The following is a 21,105-nucleotide window of genomic DNA, read 5'->3' as shown; positions in this document are numbered from 1 at the left end:
GATCCGGGGGCCCGCCGACCGATCCGGCGTGGGCCCACAGCGAGCCAACGGTCAATGCCGCGAAGCTGGTGGCCAACAGCACCCCGTATCTGGGCGTATTCGGGCAACGGCACGCCCTCGGCGGAGTTGAGCGGCAATAGGCGACAGGCTTTGCAAAGCAAGTACCAAGCGGCGCAACGGCGGTTCAACTTCCCGGATGGCGAAACCCACACCTGGGCGTACTGGCGTGCGCCATTGCAGGCCATGCTGCCTGATCTGCAGCGGGTGCTGGGCGACGGTCAGCGGCCTCGGCGGGGGCCGAGGCCGCGAGAGCGCAGGCCCGCATCGCCGAGCCTGTAGATACCGCGACAAACGGCGAGTGCCGCCGAGCACGATAACTAAAGGCTCGGCGAAGACAGCGGCTCTGATCGACGCCACTCCACGGCATTAGGGTCGAACCATGACCTCCGCGCCAATCCCCGACATCACCGCTACCCCGGCATGGGACGCCCTGCGCAGACATCACGATCAGATCGGAAACACCCATCTTCGCCAGTTCTTCGCCGACGATCCGGGTCGCGGCCGGGAGCTCACCGTCAGCGTCGGCGATCTCTACATCGACTACAGCAAACACCGCGTCACCCGCGAGACGCTGGCGCTGCTGATCGATCTGGCCCGGACGGCCCACCTCGAAGAGCGTCGCGACCAGATGTTCGCCGGTGTGCATATCAACACCTCTGAGGATCGAGCGGTGTTGCACACCGCGCTGCGGCTGCCCCGAGACGCCGAACTCGTCGTCGACGGCCAAGACGTCGTCACCGACGTACATGCCGTGCTCGACGCGATGGGCGCCTTCACCGACCGCCTGCGCAGCGGCGAGTGGACCGGAGCAACTGGAAAGCGGATCAGCACCGTCGTCAACATCGGCATCGGTGGTTCGGATTTGGGTCCGGTGATGGTGTACCAAGCGTTGCGCCACTATGCCGACGCGGGCATTTCCGCGCGCTTCGTGTCCAACGTCGATCCCGCCGACCTGATCGCCACGCTCGCCGATCTAGACCCCGCCACAACGCTTTTCATCGTCGCGTCGAAGACGTTCTCGACGCTGGAGACATTGACCAATGCGACCGCGGCGCGTCGCTGGCTGACCGATGCGCTGGGCGACGCCGCGGTGTCGCGGCATTTTGTCGCGGTGTCCACCAACAAGCGCCTGGTCGACGACTTCGGCATCAACACCGACAACATGTTCGGTTTTTGGGATTGGGTCGGCGGGCGTTATTCGGTGGATTCGGCGATCGGGCTGTCGTTGATGACGGTGATCGGCCGCGACGCCTTCGCCGATTTCTTGGCCGGATTCCACATCATCGACCGCCATTTCGCGACCGCTCCGCTGGAATCCAACGCGCCGGTGCTGCTTGGCCTGATCGGACTGTGGTACTCCAATTTCTTCGGTGCGCAATCACGCACCGTGCTGCCGTATTCCAATGACTTGTCGCGTTTTCCGGCCTACCTTCAGCAGTTGACCATGGAATCCAACGGCAAGTCCACGCGCGCCGACGGCAGCCCGGTCAGCGCCGACACCGGTGAAATCTTTTGGGGTGAACCGGGAACCAACGGCCAGCACGCCTTCTACCAGTTGCTGCACCAGGGCACCCGGCTGGTGCCAGCCGATTTCATCGGCTTTGCTCAACCCCTCGACGACCTGCCGACCGCCGAGGGCACCGGCAGCATGCATGATCTGCTGATGAGCAACTTCTTCGCCCAAACCCAGGTGCTGGCGTTCGGCAAGACCGCCGAGGAGATCGCCGCCGACGGCACCCCCGCCCACGTGGTAGCGCATAAGGTGATGCCCGGCAACCGGCCGTCCACCTCAATTCTGGCCAGTCGGCTCACGCCGTCGGTGCTGGGGCAGTTGATCGCGCTCTACGAGCATCAGGTGTTCACCGAGGGTGTGGTGTGGGGTATCGACTCGTTCGACCAGTGGGGGGTGGAGCTGGGCAAGACGCAGGCCAAGGCGCTGCTTCCGGTAATCACCGGCGCCGGTTCACCGCCACCGCAGTCGGACAGCTCGACCGACGGGCTGGTGCGCCGCTACCGCACCGAACGTGGCCGCGCGGGCTAGGTGGCCGAGCGCCCGCTAGGCGAAGCGTCTGGTCAGCCGCGGCGGCAGCACCCACATCAGCCGCACCAGTGGCGCCCATGGCCACCAGGGGACCGCGGCGCGTCCGGGCTCGCGCTCGATGGCGGCCACCAGCGCCTTGACGCCAGTTGCGTTGTCCACCATCAACATTGTGCTCGCCGATTTGGCCGTCATCTCCGACTCGATATAACCCGGCTCCAGCACCGTGACCCTGATGGGGCGTTGGGCGTACTCGGCGCGCAGCGATTCGCCTAGCGAGCGCACACCGGCTTTGCTTGCCGCATACGCGGCTTTGACGCCCGGCACCCCTTTGACGCCGAGCACTGAGGAGATGAGCACCAAATGCCCCGAACCGCGCTGGTTGAACATGTCCAGTGCCGTTTCGATCTGCACGAGTGCGGCGACCAGGTTGGTTTCGATGGTTGCCTTGTTCGCCCACAGCTTGCCCGAGCCCAGCCGGGCACCCTTGCCGATTCCGGCGTTGACGATCACACGGTCAATGCCGCCAATCTCATCGCTGAGTTCGGCGAATACCTTGGGCACCCGCTCGTGGTCGTTGACGTCCAGCTCCGCGACAGCGATCTTGATGTCGGGATACCGTTGCGACAGTTCGGCTTTCAGTTCGGTCAGCCGATCCGTGCGGCGGGCGCAGAGCGCCAGGTCGCGGCCCTGGGCGGCGAAGGATCGGGCCATCCCGGCGCCCAGGCCGGAACTGGCGCCGGTGATCAGGATCTTCTGGCGAGTCACTCCGGTGAGCATATCGACTACTTGAGCAGCCGCGACATACGCCGGTCGGCCAGCGCCTTGCCACCGGTCTGACACGTTGGACAGTACTGAAAAGACTTGTCCGCGAAGGACACCTCCCGCACGGTGTCACCGCACACTGGGCAGGGTAACCCGGTGCGCGCATGTACTCGAAGCCCAGAACGTTTCTCCCCTTTGAGCATGGCCGCGCCCTGGCCGACGGACCGGCGCACCGCGTCCGACAGCACCGACGCCATCGCCTCATGCAGGCAGGTGAGCTGTGCGCCGGATAACTTGCCGGCCGTGGCGAACGGCGAGATCTTCGCGACGTGCAGGATTTCGTCACTATAGGCGTTGCCGATGCCGGCAATTACCTTCTGGTCGGTGATGACGGTCTTGATCCGGCCGGTGTTGCCGGCCAACAGCCCGGCCAGGTCGTCGGTGCTGACGTCCAGCGCATCGGGCCCGAGCGCGCGCGGCTGCGGCGTCCCGGCCACCAGCACCCCTGCCGACGATGACAATGCGGTGGCCGGCGTCAGCGAGGCCGAGCGTCGCGGTCACAGAAAGTTGGTGCGTTTCCAGGCGCGACGGGCGATCGGGCCCATCAGGCCCACTTCGGCGGCATGGGACCGCGATTTCGACCCGGCCGGCAAACGCATCGCGGTGGTCGGCACCGATGCCGCCGCCGCCCACTACATCAGCCGGTTGTCTGAATCGGCGGCGTCGGTCACGGTCTTCACCCAGGCACCGCGCCGCGTCGTCACCGGAGTACCACTGTGGACGACACGCGCCAAACGCTGGCTACGTCGCCGCACCGGGGCTGAGCATCCAGCGGTCGCCTGGGCGACGGCGGCGATCGACGCGCTGACCTCCTCGGGCATCCGCACCAGCGATGGCGTGGAACACCCCGTCGACGCCATCATCTACGGCACCGGGTTCGCGATCGCCGATCAGGTCGGCGATCAGACCCTGGTCGGTGCCGGCGGTGTGACCATCCGCCAAGCCTGGGACGATGGCATGGAGCCCTACCTCGGCGTCGCCGTTCACGGTTTCCCCAACTACTTCTTCATCACCGGGCCCGATACCGCCGCGCAGGCACGCTGCGTCGTCGAATGCATGAAGCTCATGGAGCGCACGGCCAGCCGCCGCATCGAGGTGCGCCGCAGCAGCCAGCAGGTATTCAACGAGCGCGCCCAACTCAAACCCGCTCAGCCCCATCGGCAGACTGGGGGCCTCGAAGCGTTCGACTTGTCATCCGCGGCGACCGAGGACGATCAGACCTACGACGGTGCGGCGACGCTAACGCTCGCTGGTGCCCGCTTTCGGGTCCGCGTCCGGCTTACCGGTCACCTCGATCCGATCGACGGCAACTACCACTGGCAGGGCACCGTATTCGATTCCTTGCCCGAGACTTCACTCACCCATGCCCGGGCGGCGACGTTAACCATCGGCGGACGTAGCGCACCCGCACGCATCACTGAACAAACACCGTGGGGTACCCACTCGGTCGCCGGAGTGGGCCCACCGCCCTATGCCCGAAGCGGCCCAGCCTCGGCCACCACTTGAACGCATCCCGGCGCCGGCGCGGCGTTCGTTGATCTTTGTTGGCCGGATTCCCGGGCCCTACCTGCTGGCGTTTGCATAGGCTGGGCATAGCCCGGACTGGAGGTTGATCGCGTGTTTTTGTGGGTAACCACCCCCTGGGTGATGGGTGCTGCGCCGGACGGCGCGATCATCAAAAGATAGGGTTTCTGCCGCCAAGGCGGACGGCATCCTCAAGCTATTGGCGGGACAGGAGTTCGAGGAGCTGGCTATGAAACCGGACGACAGGATGGGACCGGAATGCCGGTTCATGGCGTCCCGCCGTTTCGGAACCATGGCTATGGTGGCACTCCGACCCAAGTTGCGATGTGCACCTGACGCCGGGGCAAGGGACGCAAGGAAGTGGTCGCGGTGAGCACGGCAGCCAAGTCACCGACAGCGCTGGCCATTGCGGTACGTACACAGGATTCGGTGGTCATCTTGACCGCCGACGGTGCGCTTGACTCCAGCAGTTCTGCACTGCTCCGGGACAGCCTCACGAGGGCGACGCTCGAGCAGCCGTCCGCCGTTATCGTCAATGTCACCGAGCTGCAAGTCGCCGAGGAATCGGCATGGTCGGTCTTTATCAGCGCCCGCTGGCAGGCCGACTTCCGAGCGGATGTACCGGTCTTGCTGGTCTGCGGCCATCGGGCCGGCCGCGCGGCGGTCACCCGCACCGGGGTCGCCCGCTTCATGCCGGTGTACCCGACCGAAAAAGCGGCGAGCAAGGCCATCGGTCGGCTCGCGCGCCGCAATTTCAAGCGTTCGGACGCACAACTGCCCGCCAACCTGAACAGCCTTCGCGAGTCACGCCAGTTGGTCCGCGAATGGCTCACCCAATGGTCACGTCCCGGGCTTATTCCAGTCGCGTTGGTCGTCGTCAACGTATTCGTGGAGAACGTGCTGAAACACACCGGAAGCGACCCGGTGATGCGGATCGAAAGCGATGGCCCAACGGCAACCATCGCGGTTTCCGACGGCAGCAGCGCTCCGGCGGTTCGGCTGGCGTCCCCACCGAAGGGCATCGACGTTTCCGGCCTGGCGATCGTTGCCGCGTTGTCCCGCGCCTGGGGCAGCAGTCCCACTTCGTCGGGCAAGACGGTCTGGGCAATTATTGGGCCGGAGAACCAACTCTGACCAAGCCGTTGCGCCCCGCTTGCACGTCAAATTAGAACACGTTCTAATCTCGTTGGGGACGGCCACTTCGAGGAAGGCAATCACGTGCGGTTCAGCTACGCGGAGGCAATGACCGACTTCACGTTCTACATCCCGCTGGCCAAGGCAGCCGAAGCGGCGGGATACAGCAGCATGACGATTCCCGACAGCATCGCCTACCCCTTCGAATCCGACTCGAAGTACCCGTACACACCCGACGGCAACCGCGAATTCATGGACGGCAAGCCTTTCATCGAAACCTTTGTCCTGACAGCAGCATTGGGCGCAGTCACGACGAGGCTGCGGTTCAACTTCTTCGTCCTCAAGCTGCCCATCCGCCCGCCGGCTCTGGTGGCAAAGCAGGCCGGTTCCCTAGCCGCCCTGATCGGCAACCGGGTCGGGCTGGGTGTCGGCACTAGCCCGTGGCCGGAGGATTACGAGCTGATGGGCGTCCCGTTCGCTAAGCGCGGCAAGCGGATTGACGAATGCATCGAGATCGTGCGTGGCCTTACCACCGGCGATTACTTCGAGTTCCACGGCGAGTTCTACGACATACCCAAGACCAAGATGACCCCGGCGCCCACCCAGCCGATCCCGATCCTGGTCGGTGGCCACGCCGATGCAGCACTGCGACGGGCGGCGCGCGCCGATGGATGGATGCATGGCGGCGGCGATCCGGACGAACTCGACCGGCTGATCGCCAGGGTCAAGCGGCTTCGCGAGGAAGCGGGGAAAACCAGCCCGTTCGAAATCCACGTGATCTCCCTGGACGGTTTCACCGTGGACGGCGTCAAGCGGCTCGAGGACAAAGGGGTGACGGACGTCATCGTCGGTTTCCGTGTCCCGTACACCATGGGCCCCGACACCGAGCCGCTGCAGACCAAGATCCGCAATCTGGAGATGTTCGCCGAGAACGTCATCGCGAAAGTTTAAGCATCACAACGGATCGATCCCCGATCAGCTTCGTGAGAGCCGTTGGACCCGGTGCCATGCTCGGCGGCGCCTTTCACACCCGCCACATTGGCCGCTGTCTGGACGGGATGTTCTTCGTGCCCGCCTCAGCGCGACAAAGTGATGGCTGCCATCGGGAATCCTTGGCGCGCTGGCTTTGTCGCTCGTGGACAGGCAAACCATGCGCCCGCCGGTCCGCAGATTCCCGTGACAAACGCGCCCGAGTGGCTACGTACAGTGGCGCGCCGCCCATTCGGCCTGCATCACCAGCAACGCCAGCAAGTCCTGGCGCGGGGTGTCGGGATCCAATTCGCGGTAACGCTGGTAGACGTTGACCACTACCCGTTCGGAGTCCAGCCAGCTCGCGTACTCGCCCAGGTCGATGGTCTCGACGGCCTCGGGCAACGATAGCCCCTTGCGGTAGGCCGCCTCGGCCTGTTCGGCGATGTGCGCCAGATAGCCACGGACGGCACGGATCCCGTCCGGGCCGGTGACCGGACCATGCCCAGGCACCACCGTGGGCGCGTCCAGCGCGATCATCGCGTCGCAGGCCGCCACCCAGTTGGCGATCGGGCCCGCCCACACAATCGGGGTGCAACCGATGAACAGCAGATCCCCGGCGAACAGCACACCGGCGTCGGCCACGTGCACGACCGAGTCGGCGGTGGTGTGCGCGGGACCGAGGTTGAGCAGGTCGACTCGCCGGCCGCCGAGCTCGATGGCCAGGTCGCGGTCGAACGTCAGGTCGGCGTTGCGCAGCTTGATGCCGCTGAAGTCAAAGTGACCGAAGCGATCACGCAGATACCGCGTCGCAACGGGGCCCAGGTCGGCGGTTTGGATCCGGGCTAGCATCTCCGGTGCCGGGCCATGCTCGATCTCCTCGGAGGTGCCCTTGGCGGCGATGATGCGCACTGAGCGGTCCAACAGTTGAGTGCCGTGCGTGTGGTCGCCGTTGGAGTGCGTGATCAGGGCGTCGGTGATGGGCGCCCGCTCGGTGACCGGCTTCATCGCGGCCAACATCTCGCGTGTCAGTGCCAGGTCGAACAGGGTATCCACGAGCAGCGACGCGCCGTCCCCGGCGACCAGCCCGGCGTTGCTGAAGCCGTATCCCCCGTCGGGCAGCGTCCACGCCCATACCCGGTCGGCGACTTCGTGCAGCCCGCGGGTAAACGGCACCCGCGTCGGTGCCGGGTTGACCCCGCGCCGGTCGGGTTCGGCGTCCGGATTCGGCCGAAGAGCCAACGGAAAAGGAGTGCCGCTCGTCCGGACGGTCTGCCTCGTCTCGCCCAGCCCTTCGACCTGGAGGGTGACCACGTCGCCGTCGTGCAGCCAGCCCGGGAATGATTCCGGTGGCCTGAGGTGCTCGACGAGCGTGCAGGTGGGCACCGTGCCCGAGCCGAACACGTCACCCGGGGTCAGCGTCACCCCCCGCGAGGCATAGGCGATGACTTCGCCGAAGCTCCAGTCCATCTGTGCGGTCGACCCCGATCCGATCACGGTGCCGTTGACCAAGGCGATCACCCGCAAGCTTAGCTTCCCGCCCCGGCAATAGGGCTCCAGCTCATCCGGTGTGACCAGATAGGGGCCCAGGGTGATACCGCTGTCTTTGCCCTTGGCCTGTCCGATGCGCAGCTGGCCCTCCAGCATCTGCAGGTCCCGTGCGGACCAGTCGTTGAAAATGGTATAGCCGATGATCGACCGTTCGGCCTGCTCGACGGTCAAGTCTTTGCCGCTGGTTCCGATAACCGCCGCGATCTCCAATTCGAAGTCCTGCCACGCACTTCCGGGTGCGGTGGGTGCGTCGTCGTACGGTCCCAAAACCGTTGACGGGCACGCGAAGTAGAACGCCGGGATGCGGTACCAAGTATCCATGAGCACCCGGCCGCCCCCCATCGCTTCCTGGCAGTTACGCATGTGGTCCAGAAAGCACAACGAGTCCCGGATCGACGGCGGGCGCGGAATCGGCGCCGCCAGCGTAACCTCGTCGAGCGCTACCACCGCGGCCGGTGAGCGCACTGCCCGTTCGCCCGCCGTGCGCAGACCGTCGGCGCCGCGCCCGACCAGATCCAGCAACGACACGTCCGGCGGCATCGCGTAGATGGCGTCACCGGAAAGCACTCCCGTTCGTTCGCCGTGGTCACTTCGATACGTCACCCACTTCATTCGCGCACCACCTCACTGGGTTTCTTGTCCGGCCGCAGCCCACGCCAGCTTGATTGACGCAGCCGGCCCTCCGGAGTCCACTCGCTGTAGCGCACCTCTGCAACCAGCGCCGGCTTGACATATGTGATGCCCTTGGCGTCACGCGCGGGCAGTGGTACGTCGAAGGGGGACTCGTCGGTATGCAGCGGCGCCAGCATCTCCTTGAGGTTGGCCAGTTCGCGTTCGCTGAGGCCGGTACCGACCCGCCCGGCGAACTGCAGCCCACCTGGACCGGGGATGCCCATGAGCAGCGACCCGACGCCACTGCTGCGCCCGCCTTCCCCGGCGCGCCAGCCACCAATGACGACTTCCTGGGTGTTCCAGTGCTTGTCCTTGACCCACGACGCGCAGCGCCGGCCCGGCTGATAGCGCGAGTCACGCCTCTTGGCGATCACGCCCTCCCAGCCGTGCTTGCGCGAGCACGCAAACGCTTGGGCGCCGTCACCGGGCAGCAGCTCGGGAACGGTGAGACTGGTTGCGTTAGCTAGGGTTTCGAGCAGCTTACGCCGGTCTTGGTAGCGGGTGCCTAGCAGCGCGCGGCCGTCGAGGTAGAGCAGGTCGAACGCCCAGAACTCGACACGGGTGTCGCGGCCCCGATTCTGCATCTGGCTGAAGCTGGGCACACCAGAGGAGTCAAGTACGACGGCCTCGCCGTCCAGCACCACGTGGTGATCGGCGAGATCCTCCGCCAATGCCCGCAATTGCGGATACTCGGCGGTGACATCGCGCCCGCTGCGGGACCGCAGCCGCACGGCGCCGTGGTCAGCCTCAACCAGCAACCGGTAGCCGTCCCACTTGCCTTCGAACGCCCACTGGCTGGCCTTTAGACCGGCCACCGTGCCGTGCGTGGCAAGCATTGGGGCCAGATTGTCGAACTCGAACACCTTCTGGTCTTTCTGATTCTTTAGGCGGTGCGCCAGCCACCGATCGCCGTTGGTCCGAATCAGCGCATAACGCCCAGAGATCCGGCCGCCGTGCAGATTCACGATGACCTCCCCCGTGTGCGGGTCATCGTGGAACTTCTCGGTGTCGTAAGTGCCGGAGTCCCAGATGATCACCTTGCCGGCGCCGTACTCCCCGCTGGGAATCGCGCCCTCGAACGTGGCGTATTCCAGCGGGTGGTCCTCGGTGTGTATCGCTAGATGGTTAACCGATGTGTTGTCGGGCAGGTTTTTCGGTACCGCCCACGAGACCAGCACGCCGTCGCATTCCAGCCGGAAATCGTAGTGCGGCCGACGCGCGTGATGCTCCTGGATGACGAACGTATTGCCGTCTCCGGTAACGGGTTTCGCCGTGGGAATCGGCTCGGGAGTTTTCGATGCGTCGCGCATGCGGCGGTATCGGGTCAACCGGTCCGCTACCGGAGCGTCGGCATCCAGCCGCTCGAGCAGATCGCCGTCGCGGGCAATCCGGGTCAGCACCTCGTCGTAGGAGAGCTGACGCAGTGCGGGGTCGTCGAGCTCCGCCCAGGTGCGTGGCGCCGCGACGGTCGGATGCGTCCGGCCACGTAGTGAGTACGGCGCGATGGTGGTCTTCGAGCCGCTGTTCTGGCTCCAGTCCACAAACACCTTCCCGGCCCGCAGGCTTTTGGTCATGGTCGAGGTGACCAACGCGGGCATCGCCTGCTCCAATCGCTGCGCGACGCGCTTGGCCAACACCGTGGCTCCCCTGCTGCTCACCGGCTCATCCAGCGGTGTGTACAGATGCAATCCCTTGCTGCCGCTGGTGACCGGGAAGGTGACCAACCCGATATCGGCGAGAAGATCACGAACCGCGCGCGCCACCTCGGCCAGCTGGGCCATCATCACGCCTTCGCCCGGGTCCAGGTCGAACACCAAACGCGTTGCCGGGCCCGGATTTAACTCACCTGATCCGGGCTCGGCGACAAACCGCCACTGCGGCACGTGCACCTCCAGCGCCGCCTGTTGGGCGATCCAGGCCAGCCCGGTTGCGCTATCGATGATCGGATAGGTCGTCGTCCCGGACCGGTGCGCCACCGTTGCACGTGACAGCCAAGGCGGCGCCGACAACGCCAACTGCTTTTCGAAGAACGCGGGTTGGTCGACGCCGTTAGGCCAGCGCTTGCGCGTCGCCGGCCGTCCCGCGATGTGGCCGAGCATGACTTCGGCAACACCGGCGTAGTAGTCGAAGATATCGGACTTTGTGGTCCCGGTGGCGGGATAGAGCACCTTGTCGGCGTTGGTCAGCGTCACCCGTTGCTCCGACGCCGAACCCATGCTTTCAACGTAGCCTGTCGGTCACACAAGTCGCGAGCGTAACGTCACGGTCAAATATCGCGTGGAATTTCGCCGTGACGTTCCGCTCGCGGACAATCAAGGCATACTCACTTACATGCGAGCCATTTGGACGGGTTCGATCGCCTTCGGGCTGGTGAACGTGCCGGTCAAGGTGTACAGCGCTACCGCAGACCACGACATCAGGTTCCACCAGGTGCACGCCAAGGACAACGGACGCATCCGGTACAAGCGCGTCTGCGAGGCGTGTGGCGAGGTGGTCGACTACCGCGATCTTGCCCGGGCCTACGAGTCCGGCGACGGCCAAATGGTGGCGATCACCGACGACGACATCGCCAGCTTGCCTGAAGAACGCAGCCGGGAGATCGAGGTGTTGGAGTTCGTCCCCGCCGCCGACGTGGACCCGATGATGTTCGACCGCAGCTACTTTTTGGAGCCTGATTCGAAGTCGTCGAAATCGTATGTGCTGCTGGCTAAGACACTCGCCGAGACCGACCGGATGGCGATCGTGCATTTCACGCTGCGCAACAAGACCAGGCTGGCGGCGTTGCGCGTCAAGGATTTCGGCAAGCGAGAGGTGATGATGGTGCACACGTTGCTGTGGCCCGATGAGATCCGCGACCCCGACTTCCCGGTGCTGGACCAGAAGGTGGAGATCAAACCCGCGGAACTCAAGATGGCCGGCCAGGTGGTGGACTCGATGGCCGACGACTTCAATCCGGACCGCTACCACGACACCTACCAGGAGCAGTTACAGGAGCTGATCGACACCAAACTCGAAGGTGGGCAGGCATTTACCGCCGAGGACCAACCGAGGTTGCTGGACGAGCCCGAAGACGTCTCCGACCTGCTCGCCAAGCTGGAGGCCAGCGTGAAGGCGCGCTCGAAGGCCAACTCAAACGTCCCAACGCCTCCGTGACAGCCAGTTGATCAACCGGCCAATGAAGATCAATAGCAGCAGGAACACGATCAGCAAGAGAGCCGCGTCATAGGACAGATCCTGAGCCGACTTGGATGGCTGGTTGTAGAACGTCCAAATTGGGTAGGTCAGGTAGCCGACCGGCGAGTCGGTGAGTTGTCCGGTCGGCGGCGAATTCGACCACCCCGCCGTGTACAGCAGCGGCGCCGTCTCGCCGATCGCCAGGGCCAGCGCGACCAACATCCCGGTGACGATTCCGGGCATCGCCGTCTTCAGCACGATCTTGCGCAGCGCCCAGCCGGCTGGTAACCCGAGTGCCTCAGCCGCTTCCCGATACGACGTCGGCACCTGGGCCAGCGCGGACTCGGTGGCCTTGGCGATGTAGGGAATGCTCATCACCGACAGCACCAACACCCCGGCCGCCAGCGAAAACCCCCAATCGAAGTACACCACCAGGGCCAAATAGCCGACGTAGCCGAGCACGATCGACGGAATACCGGACAACACCTCGTAGGCGCCGCGCAGAATGGACCGTGTTTTGCCGGTGGCGAATTCGGACAGATAAATCCCGGTCAACACACTCACCGTGCCACCCACCAGGATCACCCCGATGGCCAACACTGCGGTACCGATGATGGCGTTGCGCAAGCCGCCGCCATTGCCCTGGGAGTCCTGCACCAGCACACTCCAGTGGAAAACCGGTACAGCGCGGCTGACGACTCCGATCAACATCCACAACGTCGGGGTGATCACCACCGCCAGACAACACACGCACGCCGCCCACCACAGGGCATCGACGATCTTGCGCCGATAGGCTACCGATCGCCGCGGCGGGGACATCGCCGGTAGCTGCCGGGACCCGGACTCAGCCGATTCGCCCATGTCAGATGCCGCGTCCCACCGGAAGCGCGGTGCGTGACACCCGACGAACCATCCCGCGCGCGGCCACATTAGTCAGCAACGTGATCACCATCAGCACCAAACCCACCTCGGCGAGCGTCTTCACCGCGAAGTTGGTGGAATCGGTCATCGCCGAATCCAGCTGCGACACGATGGTGGCGGCGATGGTGGTCATGGTCGCGTAGATGTTGGCGGGCATGGCCCCCAGCACCGCGCCGGACACCATGGCTACCGCCATCGTCTCCCCCAGCGCACGGCCAAGCCCTAGCACCACCGCACCGACGATGCCGCTGGACACCCACGGCAGGGTGACCCTGCGGACACACTCCCAATTCGACATCCCCAGCGCGATCGCGCCCTCCCGGGGCAACACCGGCACCTGCCGGAACAGGTCATGAGTGGTGGTGGCGATAATGGGAACGACCATCACCGCCAACACCAGACCGGACACCAACATGCCCTCCCCGTTGCCCGGGTCGCCGCGCAAGTAGTTCAGCACCGGCACATCGGGAGCGTTGTGAGCGATCACCGGAGCGATGTGATGAGCGATGAACGGCCCGAACGTCATTGCCCCCCACAAACCGACGACCACGCTGGGGATTCCGGCGAGCAATTCCAGGACTATTCCCACAGCCTCGGCCAACCGTTTCGGCAGCCGTTCCACGATCACCAGCGCCGCTCCTACAGAGACCGGCACCGCGATGATCAGGGCGATTGCCGAGGTCGCCAGCGTCCCGACGATCAGCGGCAACGCCCCGTAGTAGGCGCCGACCGGATGGGCGACGCCGTCGGTGACAACGGTTTCGCCGTAGGTGTTGCCTGGATTCCATTCGGTGGCGGTGAAGAAATGCAACCCGTTGAGCCTGATCGCACCCATCGCCTCGATGACCAGCACCACCAGCACCAAGACCAGCGCAAGCAGCGGGATCACCGCACCTATCCCACCCAACCACCGGATGGCCGGGCCAGCGCGGCCGACTTCACCGGCACGGGCCAGCATGCTCCGCAAAGCAGCCCGATGGCCCGACGGAGGTTGCTGTCGCGTGGTGGTCAACGAGGCTAGCTGGAAATCGTCGCGATCAACGCGTCAGACAACTTCACCACCGCGGGCGGCAGCGGCTGGAAATGAACCTGGTCGAGGAACGAGGCCTTGTTGCCGTCGGTGATCGCCCAGTGCAGAAATGCCTGCAAGGTCTGCGCGGTGGCGGCGTCCTTTTGCCGGTTGTTGACGATGGCGTACTCGTAGTTGATGATCGGGTAGCCGTCCGGGGCGGGCCCGTCGATCATCGAAATCGCCTGGTTCGCCGGGGTTTTCGATGCGAAGCCAGCCGCCGCGGCCTGAATGCTTTGCGCGTCGGGCAACAAGAAATTGCCAGAGCTATTGCCTAGTTGGGCCTCGCCGAGTCCCCGTTGACTGGCCTGGTCGAGGAAGCTGATGCCGATATAGGCCACGCAGCCCGGTGTCTCGGCGCAACCGGTCACCATGCCGCCGTTGCCGTTCTCACCCAGCGCACCCGGCACCGCCGGGAAGTCGACGGTGGTGCCGAAGCCGGGCGACTTGCCCCAGCCCTCGGGATCTTGCTTGGACAGGTACTGGGTGAACAAGAAGGTGTCACCGGACCCGTCGGAGCGGTGCAGCGGAACTACCGCGGTGCCGGGCAGGTTCACGCCGGGGTTGAGCGCAGCGATCTGCGGGTCGTCCCAGGTTTTGATGGTGCCCTGGTACATGGCCGCCAGGACTTTTCCGTTCAGCTTGAGGTGCTCGCTCACTCCGGGCAGGTTGTAGTTGACCTGCTGAGCGGAGATGGCTAGCGCGATGTTCATCAGCCCCTTGTGCGCGGCCATATCACCTTCCGACAGATAGGCGTCGGAGGCCCCAATGTTGACCGTCCCGGCGGCGGCCTGCGCGATCCCGGCACCAGAACCGGTGCCCTGAGCGGTGATCGTGACGTTCGGATACCTCTCGTGAAAGGCCGGACCCCACAGGTTGAACAGCGGGTAGAGCAGCGTGCTACCGGTCTCCGCCAACGTCACCGGCGACGACGCGGGGGTAGTCGCGACAGTACCGGCGCCGGCGCCCGTTTCAGGCGAACCGCTCGGTGGTTTCGAGCCACAGCCCGCCGCTGCTAGCAGCAGCGGCGCAGCGGTCAACACGGCCAACAGCGTATGCAAACGAATTTTCACGCCATACCTTTCTGTGCTCTTCAATTTCCGCGCTTGGCGTCCTTGACGTCCCCCGACAGTCCGGCGACGTATCGGGCGGTTTCCGCATGCTTCGGCGAGGAGAACAGCTGTTCGGTGGGCCCTTCCTCCACCAGCCTGCCGTCGAAGAACAGGGCCGCCCGGTCGCTGATGCGGGCGGCCTGGGCAAGGTTATGGGTCACGATGATCACCGTGAGGCGATCAGCGAGCGATCGGATGAACTCTTCGATCTTCTCGGTGGTAGTCGGGTCCAGCGCGGAGGTGGGCTCGTCGAGCAGCAACACCTCCGGATTCACCGCAAGCGTACGGGCTAGGCACAACAACTGCTGCTGACCACCAGAGAGTCGAAACGGTGAATCGCTGAGCCGATCCTTGACCGCGTCCCAGAGGCCGACCTCGGTAAGCCGAGCCTGCGCGACGCCACGGAATTCCTTGCGCGGCACCAGTTTGTGGGCACGCACGCCGGCGAGCACGTTGTCCATGATTGACATCGGGAACGGATTCGGGCGCTGGAACAGCATGCCAACCCGGCGGCGAAACTCCAGCACGTCGCGGTAGTTGAAGATGCTGCGTCCGCCCAACAGCACATCACCGCTGTAGCGGTAACCGGAGACCTTGTCATTCATCCGGTTTAGGGTGCGCAAAAAAGTCGTCTTACCTGAACCGGTCGGTCCCATCAACGACGTCACCGCACGAGCGGGAAAGCCCATACTCACCTGGTCGAGCACGGTTTTGCCAGCGAAACCCAGGGTGAGGTTCACCGCCGCCATCGCCGGCGCAGCGGCGTCGACATCAGCAGCACCGCTCTGGCCGCCGAGCCGTTCACACGCCATCGGCGCAGGGTACTACATGCTCCTTGGGATGCTCCTTGGACAAAGCGCGCCGTCGACCCTCAGTATCAGCGGCCCCTCCTGAACGCTAGGATTTCAATGATCAGACCTCTTTCGATGCACAACGGTGACGGCTCGAATACCGACCCCGGGTCGGTGGCTCGGCGACCACCGGTGGCGAGTGGATCCGCCACCACGACCCCCTCGAGAGGAGTTGCGTGAAGTTCGCCCGATCCGGCGCAGCGGTAAGCCTGTTGGCCGCCGGCACACTGGTGTTGACAGCATGCGGCGGTGGCACCAACAGCTCGTCGTCAGGCGCAGGCGGCACGTCTGGGTCGGTGCACTGCGGCGGCAAGAAGGAGCTCCACTCCAGCGGCTCGACCGCACAAGAAAATGCCATGGAGCAGTTCGTCTATGCCTACGTGCGATCGTGCCCGGGCTACACGTTGGACTACAACGCCAACGGGTCCGGTGCCGGGGTGACCCAGTTTCTCAACAACGAAACCGATTTCGCCGGCTCGGATGTCCCGTTGAATCCGTCGACCGGTCAACCTGACCGGTCGGCGGAGCGGTGCGGTTCCCCGGCATGGGACCTGCCGACGGTGTTCGGCCCGATCGCGATCACCTACAATATCAAGGGCGTGAGCACGCTGAATCTTGACGGACCCACTACCGCCAAGATTTTCAACGGCACCATCACCGTGTGGAATGATCCACAGATCCAAGCCCTCAACTCCGGCACCGACCTGCCGCCAACACCGATTAGCGTTATCTTCCGCAGCGACAAGTCCGGTACGTCGGACAACTTCCAGAAATACCTCGACGGCGCATCCAACGGGGCGTGGGGCAAAGGCGCCAGCGAAACGTTCAACGGGGGCGTCGGCGTCGGCGCCAGCGGGAACAACGGCACGTCGGCCCTACTGCAGACGACCGACGGGTCGATCACCTACAACGAGTGGTCGTTTGCGGTGGGTAAGCAGTTGAACATGGCCCAGATCATCACGTCGGCGGGTCCGGATCCAGTGGCGATCACCACCGAGTCGGTCGGCAAGACAATCGCCGGGGCCAAGATCATGGGACAAGGCAACGACCTGGTATTGGACACGTCGTCGTTCTACAGGCCCACCCAGCCTGGCTCTTACCCGATCGTGCTGGCGACCTATGAGATCGTCTGCTCGAAATACCCGGATGCGACGACCGGTACTGCGGTAAGGGCGTTTATGCAAGCCGCGATTGGTCCAGGCCAAGAAGGCCTGGACCAATACGGCTCCATTCCGTTGCCCAAATCGTTCCAAGCAAAATTGGCGGCCGCGGTGAATGCTATTTCTTGACCTAGTGAAGGGAATTCGACGGTGAGCGATGCCGTTCCGCAGGTAGGGTCGCAATTTGGGCCGTATCAGCTATTGCGGCTGCTGGGCCGAGGCGGGATGGGCGAGGTTTATGAGGCCGAGGACACCCGCAAGCACCGGGTGGTGGCGCTGAAGTTGATCTCGCCGCAGTACTCCGACAATGCGGTGTTTCGAGCACGGATGCAACGCGAGGCCGACACCGCGGGACGGCTGACCGAGCCACACATCGTGCCGATCCATGACTACGGCGAGATCAACGGACAGTTCTTTGTCGAAATGCGCATGATCGACGGCACCTCTTTACGCGCCCTATTGAAACAGTATGGTCCGCTGACCCCGGCCCGAGCTGTGGCCATCGTGCGCCAGATCGCCGCCGCTTTGGATGCCGCGCATGCCAACGGCGTAACGCACCGCGACGTAAAACCGGAAAACATTCTGGTCACCGCGAGCGACTTCGCCTATCTGGTCGATTTCGGTATTGCCCGTGCCGCCTCCGACCCGGGGCTGACCCAGACCGGGACCGCCGTGGGAACCTACAACTACATGGCCCCGGAGCGGTTCACCGGCGATGAGGTCACCTATCGCGCAGATATCTATGCGTTGGCGTGCGTGTTGGGTGAGTGTTTGACCGGTGCCCCACCGTATCGGGCCGACAGCGTTGAGCGGTTGATCGCCGCGCATCTAATGGACCCTGCCCCGCAGCCCAGCCAGCTACGGCCCGGGCGCGTGCCGCCGGCCCTGGATCAGGTGATCGCCAAAGGCATGGCCAAAAACCCCGCGGAGCGCTTTATGAGCGCTGGTGATCTGGCCATCGCCGCCCATGACGCACTCACCACATCCGAGCAACACCAGGCCACGACGATTCTGCGGCGCGGTGACAACGCAACCTTGCTGGCCACTCCGGCCGATACGGGCTTGAGCCAGTCCGAGTCCGGCATTGCCGGGGCGGGCACCGGCCCACCGACCCCGGGTGCTGCCCGATGGTCGCCCGGGGACTCCGCGACCGTGGCCGGACCCCTGGCAGCGGACAGCCGCGGCGGGAACTGGCCCAGCCAAACCGGACACTCCCCTGCCGTCCCGAATGCGCTCCAGGCCTCCCTGGGACACGCTGTGCCGCCGGCCGGCAACAAACGGAAGGTGTGGGCCGTCGTCGGCGCTGCCGCGATCGTACTGGTGGCCATCGTCGCCGCCGCCGGCTACCTGGTCTTACGACCTTCGTGGTCGCCGACGCAGGCATCCGGACAGACCGTGTTGCCGTTCACCGGCATCGACTTCCGCCTCTCGCCGAGTGGGGTGGCAGTGGACAGCGCCGGCAACGTGTACGTCACCAGTGAGGGCATGTACGGCCGAGTGGTCAAGTTGGCCACCGGGTCAACCGGCACGACGGTGTTACCGTTCAACGGGCTGTACCAGCCGCAGGGGTTGGCGGTGGACGGCGCTGGCACCGTATACGTCACCGATTTCAACAACCGGGTGGTGACGTTAGCGGCCGGGTCCAACAACCAGACCGTGCTACCGTTCGACGGCCTCAACTACCCCGAAGGTCTCGCGGTGGATACCCAGGGTGCGGTATACGTCGCCGACCGGGGCAACAACAGGGTGGTGAAGTTGGCGGCCGGATCCAAGACCCAGACCGTGCTGCCGTTCACCGGCCTCAACGACCCCGACGGGGTGGCCGTCGACAACTCCGGCAACGTCTATGTCACCGACACCGACAACAACAGGGTTGTCAAGCTAGAGGCCGAGTCGAATAACCAGGTCGTGCTGCCATTCACGGATATCACCGCACCGTGGGGCATCGCGGTGGACGAAGCCGGAACCGTCTACGTCACCGAGCACAACACAAACCAGGTGGTCAAACTCCTGGCCGGGTCGACCACCTCGACAGTGCTACCGTTCACCGGCCTCAACACCCCCCTCGCGGTGGCAGTGGACAGCGACCGGACCGTCTACGTCGCCGACCGCGGCAACGACCGAGTGGTGAAACTCACGTCATAACGGGAGTCGCCGCCGTCGGGTTGCGACGAACCGGATCATCGCCGCGGCCAGGTTGATCGTGGCGACCACGATGATCAGGGTCAGCGCCGCGCCCCAGACGCGCAGGAAGCCGGCGTGCTCGGGATTGGTGAGTTCGGTGTAGATCAGCAACGGCAGCGAGGCCATGTTGCCGTGGAAGACGTCGAGGTTGATGGAGTGGCTGTACCCGACCAGCACCAGAACCGGTGCGGTTTCACCGACGACGCGCGCGATGGACAACAAGATGCCTGACACGATGCCCGGCATCGCGATCGGGGCGACGATCCGCACGATCGTCTTCCATTTCGGAACGCCTAACGCGTAGCTGGCTTCTCGCAGTTCATCGGGCACCAACCTGAGCATCTCCTCGCCTGCCCGAACCACCACCGGCAACATCAGCAGGACCAACGCCAACGCCACGGCAAAGGCGCTCTGCTGAAATCCTAGGGTGGCGATCCACAGGCTGAAGACGAATAACGCCGCCACGATAGAGGGCACGCCGGCAAGCACGTCGACGGTGAAGGTAGTCACCCGCGACATTCGACCAGTCCCGTATTCCACTAGGTAAACCGCGGTCATCAAGCCCAGCGGCACGGCCAGCACGGCGGCCACCCCGGCCTGCACCAGCGTGCCGTACAGGGCGTGATACACCCCACCGGCGAATTGCTCTGGCAGCACGCCGCGCAGCGAGTGGGTCCACCAGCCCGATCGGGTGACGGCAAACCAACCCCGGGCAATCACCACCCAAAGCAGCCAGACCAACGGTATCAACGCGACCACGAACGAGGTGAAGAAAAACGTTGTCGCGACGCTGTTTTTGATCCGCCGTCGCAGCGTAAGCGGACGAAACACCACCGGCTTTACCGGCTGGTCGAGCGCCTCGATGCTCATTGAGGGACTCACCCGTTGACCTTCCCGCCGGCGATTGCGCGAGCGGCCGCATTGACCAGGAACGTCAGCACGAATAACGCAAATCCCGCCGAAATATAGGCTCCGGTCGGCAGCGGTTCGCTGAATTCTGAAGCAGCGGAGGCGATCTTGGAAGCGAACGTATAACCGCCGTCGAACAGCGACCAGGTCCCCGGCCGCGCGGCCGAGCGCAGGATGACCAGCACGGCCACGGTTTCGCCCAGAGCCCGCCCCAAACCCAGCATGGAGGCCGCGACCACCCCGCTTCGCCCGTATGGCAGCACGGTCATCCGCACTACCTCCCATTTCGTCGCGCCTAGCGCCAGCGCTGCTTCGATTTGGATCAGCGGAGTCTGCCGGAACACTTCGCGTGATATCGATGTGACGATAGGCAGGATCATCACCGACAGCACGATGCCCGCGGTGAAAATCGTGCCGCCGCCGGCCAACGACACGTTGCCCTGCTTAAACAGGAACAACCAGCCCAAGTTGCGATTGAGAAACCTCGCGATCGGCTCGAGCTTGGGCGCCAGCACAAAGATCCCCCACAACCCGAAGATGATCGACGGCACTGCGGCCAGTAGATCCACCATCGCGCCGAATGGACGCGACAGTCTCCTCGGCGCGTAGTGGGTGAGGAACACCGCGATCCCGACAGCCACCGGCACCGCCAACACCAGAGCCGTTATCGAACTCAACGCCGTGACCATGAACAAGTCCCGGACACCAAACGCCAGCTGCTCATCGTCCGACGTGTCGAATTGGGTACTGGTGAAGAAATTGGCGTGATTCGCCCGCAACGACGGCACGGCGCGGACCAACAGGAATATCGCGATCAGCAGGATTGCGATGACGATCGTCGAACCGGCGGCCGACGCGGCCAGCTTGAACAGCCGCTCGCCGCGCCGCGCGGGGCGCATGTCGACCGCCACTAGCGCCGGCTTTGTGAGCGGCTCGGTGACCACGTCAACCT

General features: G+C 64.6%; 18 protein-coding genes. 7 read left to right on the top strand and 11 right to left on the bottom strand.

The genetic code is table 11. The annotated features are described in order from the left end of the window. Positions 1 to 439: 439 nt before the first annotated feature. Positions 440 to 2,101, top strand: coding sequence for a glucose-6-phosphate isomerase (pgi, locus tag Rv0946c; protein NP_215461.1), 1,662 nt, complete (start codon positions 440 to 442; stop codon positions 2,099 to 2,101). Positions 2,102 to 2,116: 15 nt separating this feature from the next. On the opposite strand, the gene Rv0945 is transcribed toward pgi, so the two are convergent. Then, entirely contained in the window at positions 2,117 to 2,878 is a 762-nt protein-coding gene (locus Rv0945) for an oxidoreductase (protein NP_215460.1), read from the bottom strand. A gap of 5 nt (positions 2,879 to 2,883) precedes the next feature. Then, entirely contained in the window at positions 2,884 to 3,360 is a 477-nt protein-coding gene (locus Rv0944; protein NP_215459.1) for a formamidopyrimidine-DNA glycosylase, read from the bottom strand. 28 nt (positions 3,361 to 3,388) lie between these two features. Between Rv0944 and Rv0943c the strand changes: the two genes are divergently transcribed. Continuing rightward, positions 3,389 to 4,429 carry a monooxygenase gene (locus Rv0943c; RefSeq protein ID NP_215458.1) on the top strand — a complete coding sequence of 347 codons (1,041 nt, stop codon included), beginning with the start codon at positions 3,389 to 3,391 and terminating at the stop codon, positions 4,427 to 4,429. A 57-nt stretch (positions 4,430 to 4,486) separates the two neighbouring features. Here Rv0943c and Rv0942 read toward each other — a convergent pair whose 3' ends face one another. Continuing rightward, the gene (locus Rv0942) at positions 4,487 to 4,765 is read right to left on the bottom strand and encodes a hypothetical protein (protein ID NP_215457.1); all 279 of its coding nucleotides are present in this window, start codon (positions 4,763 to 4,765) and stop codon (positions 4,487 to 4,489) included. A 42-nt stretch (positions 4,766 to 4,807) separates the two neighbouring features. Here Rv0942 and Rv0941c point away from each other — a divergent pair, with 42 nt between their 5' ends. After that, positions 4,808 to 5,581: a hypothetical protein gene (locus tag Rv0941c; RefSeq protein NP_215456.1), complete on the top strand. Its 774-nt coding sequence runs from the start codon at positions 4,808 to 4,810 to the stop codon at positions 5,579 to 5,581. 84 nt (positions 5,582 to 5,665) lie between these two features. Then, a complete protein-coding gene (locus Rv0940c; RefSeq protein NP_215455.1) occupies positions 5,666 to 6,532 on the top strand; it encodes an oxidoreductase in 867 nt (288 codons plus the stop codon). Between the two features lie 246 nt (positions 6,533 to 6,778). Here Rv0940c and Rv0939 read toward each other — a convergent pair whose 3' ends face one another. Next, a complete protein-coding gene (locus tag Rv0939) occupies positions 6,779 to 8,713 on the bottom strand; it encodes a bifunctional 2-hydroxyhepta-2,4-diene-1,7-dioate isomerase/cyclase/dehydrase (protein NP_215454.1) in 1,935 nt (644 codons plus the stop codon). Further along, a complete protein-coding gene (ligD, locus tag Rv0938) occupies positions 8,710 to 10,989 on the bottom strand; it encodes a multifunctional non-homologous end joining DNA repair protein/ATP dependent DNA ligase LigD (protein NP_215453.1) in 2,280 nt (759 codons plus the stop codon). The genes Rv0939 and ligD overlap by 4 nt, the downstream gene beginning before the upstream one ends. Positions 10,990 to 11,104: 115 nt before the next feature. On the opposite strand from ligD, the gene mku reads away from it, so the two are divergent. Next, entirely contained in the window at positions 11,105 to 11,926 is an 822-nt protein-coding gene (gene mku, locus Rv0937c) for a non-homologous end joining protein Ku (protein ID NP_215452.1), read from the top strand. On the opposite strand, the gene pstA2 is transcribed toward mku, so the two are convergent. The 4 genes from pstA2 to pstB are packed head-to-tail and all read right to left on the bottom strand — an operon-like array spanning position 11,903 to position 15,861. Beyond that, on the bottom strand, positions 11,903 to 12,808 hold the full coding sequence (gene pstA2 / locus Rv0936) for a phosphate ABC transporter permease PstA (RefSeq protein ID NP_215451.1): 906 nt from the start codon (positions 12,806 to 12,808) through the stop codon (positions 11,903 to 11,905). The two genes, mku and pstA2, sit on opposite strands and share 24 nt — an antisense overlap. A 1-nt stretch (position 12,809) precedes the next feature. Further along, complete coding sequence (gene pstC1, locus Rv0935; protein ID YP_177771.1) at positions 12,810 to 13,826, bottom strand: phosphate ABC transporter permease PstC; 1,017 nt, start codon at positions 13,824 to 13,826, stop codon at positions 12,810 to 12,812. Between the two features lie 59 nt (positions 13,827 to 13,885). Beyond that, positions 13,886 to 15,010: a phosphate ABC transporter substrate-binding lipoprotein PstS gene (gene pstS1, locus Rv0934; protein ID YP_177770.1), complete on the bottom strand. Its 1,125-nt coding sequence runs from the start codon at positions 15,008 to 15,010 to the stop codon at positions 13,886 to 13,888. Between the two features lie 20 nt (positions 15,011 to 15,030). Beyond that, on the bottom strand, positions 15,031 to 15,861 hold the full coding sequence (gene pstB / locus Rv0933; protein NP_215448.1) for a phosphate ABC transporter ATP-binding protein PstB: 831 nt from the start codon (positions 15,859 to 15,861) through the stop codon (positions 15,031 to 15,033). Positions 15,862 to 16,076: 215 nt separating this feature from the next. On the opposite strand from pstB, the gene pstS2 reads away from it, so the two are divergent. Both pstS2 and pknD read left to right on the top strand, forming a co-directional pair. Then, complete coding sequence (gene pstS2 / locus Rv0932c; protein ID YP_177769.1) at positions 16,077 to 17,189, top strand: phosphate ABC transporter substrate-binding lipoprotein PstS; 1,113 nt, start codon at positions 16,077 to 16,079, stop codon at positions 17,187 to 17,189. Positions 17,190 to 17,210: 21 nt separating this feature from the next. After that, the gene (pknD, locus tag Rv0931c) at positions 17,211 to 19,205 is read left to right on the top strand and encodes a serine/threonine-protein kinase PknD (protein ID NP_215446.1); all 1,995 of its coding nucleotides are present in this window, start codon (positions 17,211 to 17,213) and stop codon (positions 19,203 to 19,205) included. On the opposite strand, the gene pstA1 is transcribed toward pknD, so the two are convergent. Together pstA1 and pstC2 are read right to left on the bottom strand one after the other, a co-directional pair. Continuing rightward, positions 19,200 to 20,126, bottom strand: coding sequence for a phosphate ABC transporter permease PstA (gene pstA1 / locus Rv0930; protein NP_215445.2), 927 nt, complete (start codon positions 20,124 to 20,126; stop codon positions 19,200 to 19,202). The two genes, pknD and pstA1, sit on opposite strands and share 6 nt — an antisense overlap. After that, positions 20,123 to 21,097, bottom strand: a complete 975-nt coding sequence (pstC2, locus tag Rv0929; RefSeq protein NP_215444.1) for a phosphate ABC transporter permease PstC — start codon at positions 21,095 to 21,097, stop codon at positions 20,123 to 20,125. The genes pstA1 and pstC2 overlap by 4 nt, the downstream gene beginning before the upstream one ends. Positions 21,098 to 21,105 lie beyond the last annotated feature (8 nt).

This window comes from Mycobacterium tuberculosis H37Rv (assembly GCF_000195955.2).
Classification (GTDB): Bacteria; Actinomycetota; Actinomycetes; order Mycobacteriales; family Mycobacteriaceae; genus Mycobacterium; species Mycobacterium tuberculosis.
The sequence above is the reverse complement of the archived record's forward strand: the minus strand, read 5'-3'. Positions and strand labels throughout refer to the sequence as shown.

Excerpts from the sequence above, each read along its gene's own strand:
- pgi (NP_215461.1), top strand. The coding sequence starts at position 440 with ATGACCTCCGCGCCAATCCCCGACATCACCGCTACCCCGGCATGGGAC.
- Rv0945 (NP_215460.1), bottom strand. The coding sequence starts at position 2,878 with ATGCTCACCGGAGTGACTCGCCAGAAGATCCTGATCACCGGCGCCAGT.
- Rv0939 (NP_215454.1), bottom strand. The coding sequence starts at position 8,713 with ATGAAGTGGGTGACGTATCGAAGTGACCACGGCGAACGAACGGGAGTG.
- ligD (NP_215453.1), bottom strand. The coding sequence starts at position 10,989 with ATGGGTTCGGCGTCGGAGCAACGGGTGACGCTGACCAACGCCGACAAG.
- mku (NP_215452.1), top strand. The coding sequence starts at position 11,105 with ATGCGAGCCATTTGGACGGGTTCGATCGCCTTCGGGCTGGTGAACGTG.
- pstA2 (NP_215451.1), bottom strand. The coding sequence starts at position 12,808 with ATGGGCGAATCGGCTGAGTCCGGGTCCCGGCAGCTACCGGCGATGTCC.
- pstC1 (YP_177771.1), bottom strand. The coding sequence starts at position 13,826 with ATGCTGGCCCGTGCCGGTGAAGTCGGCCGCGCTGGCCCGGCCATCCGG.
- pstB (NP_215448.1), bottom strand. The coding sequence starts at position 15,861 with ATGGCGTGTGAACGGCTCGGCGGCCAGAGCGGTGCTGCTGATGTCGAC.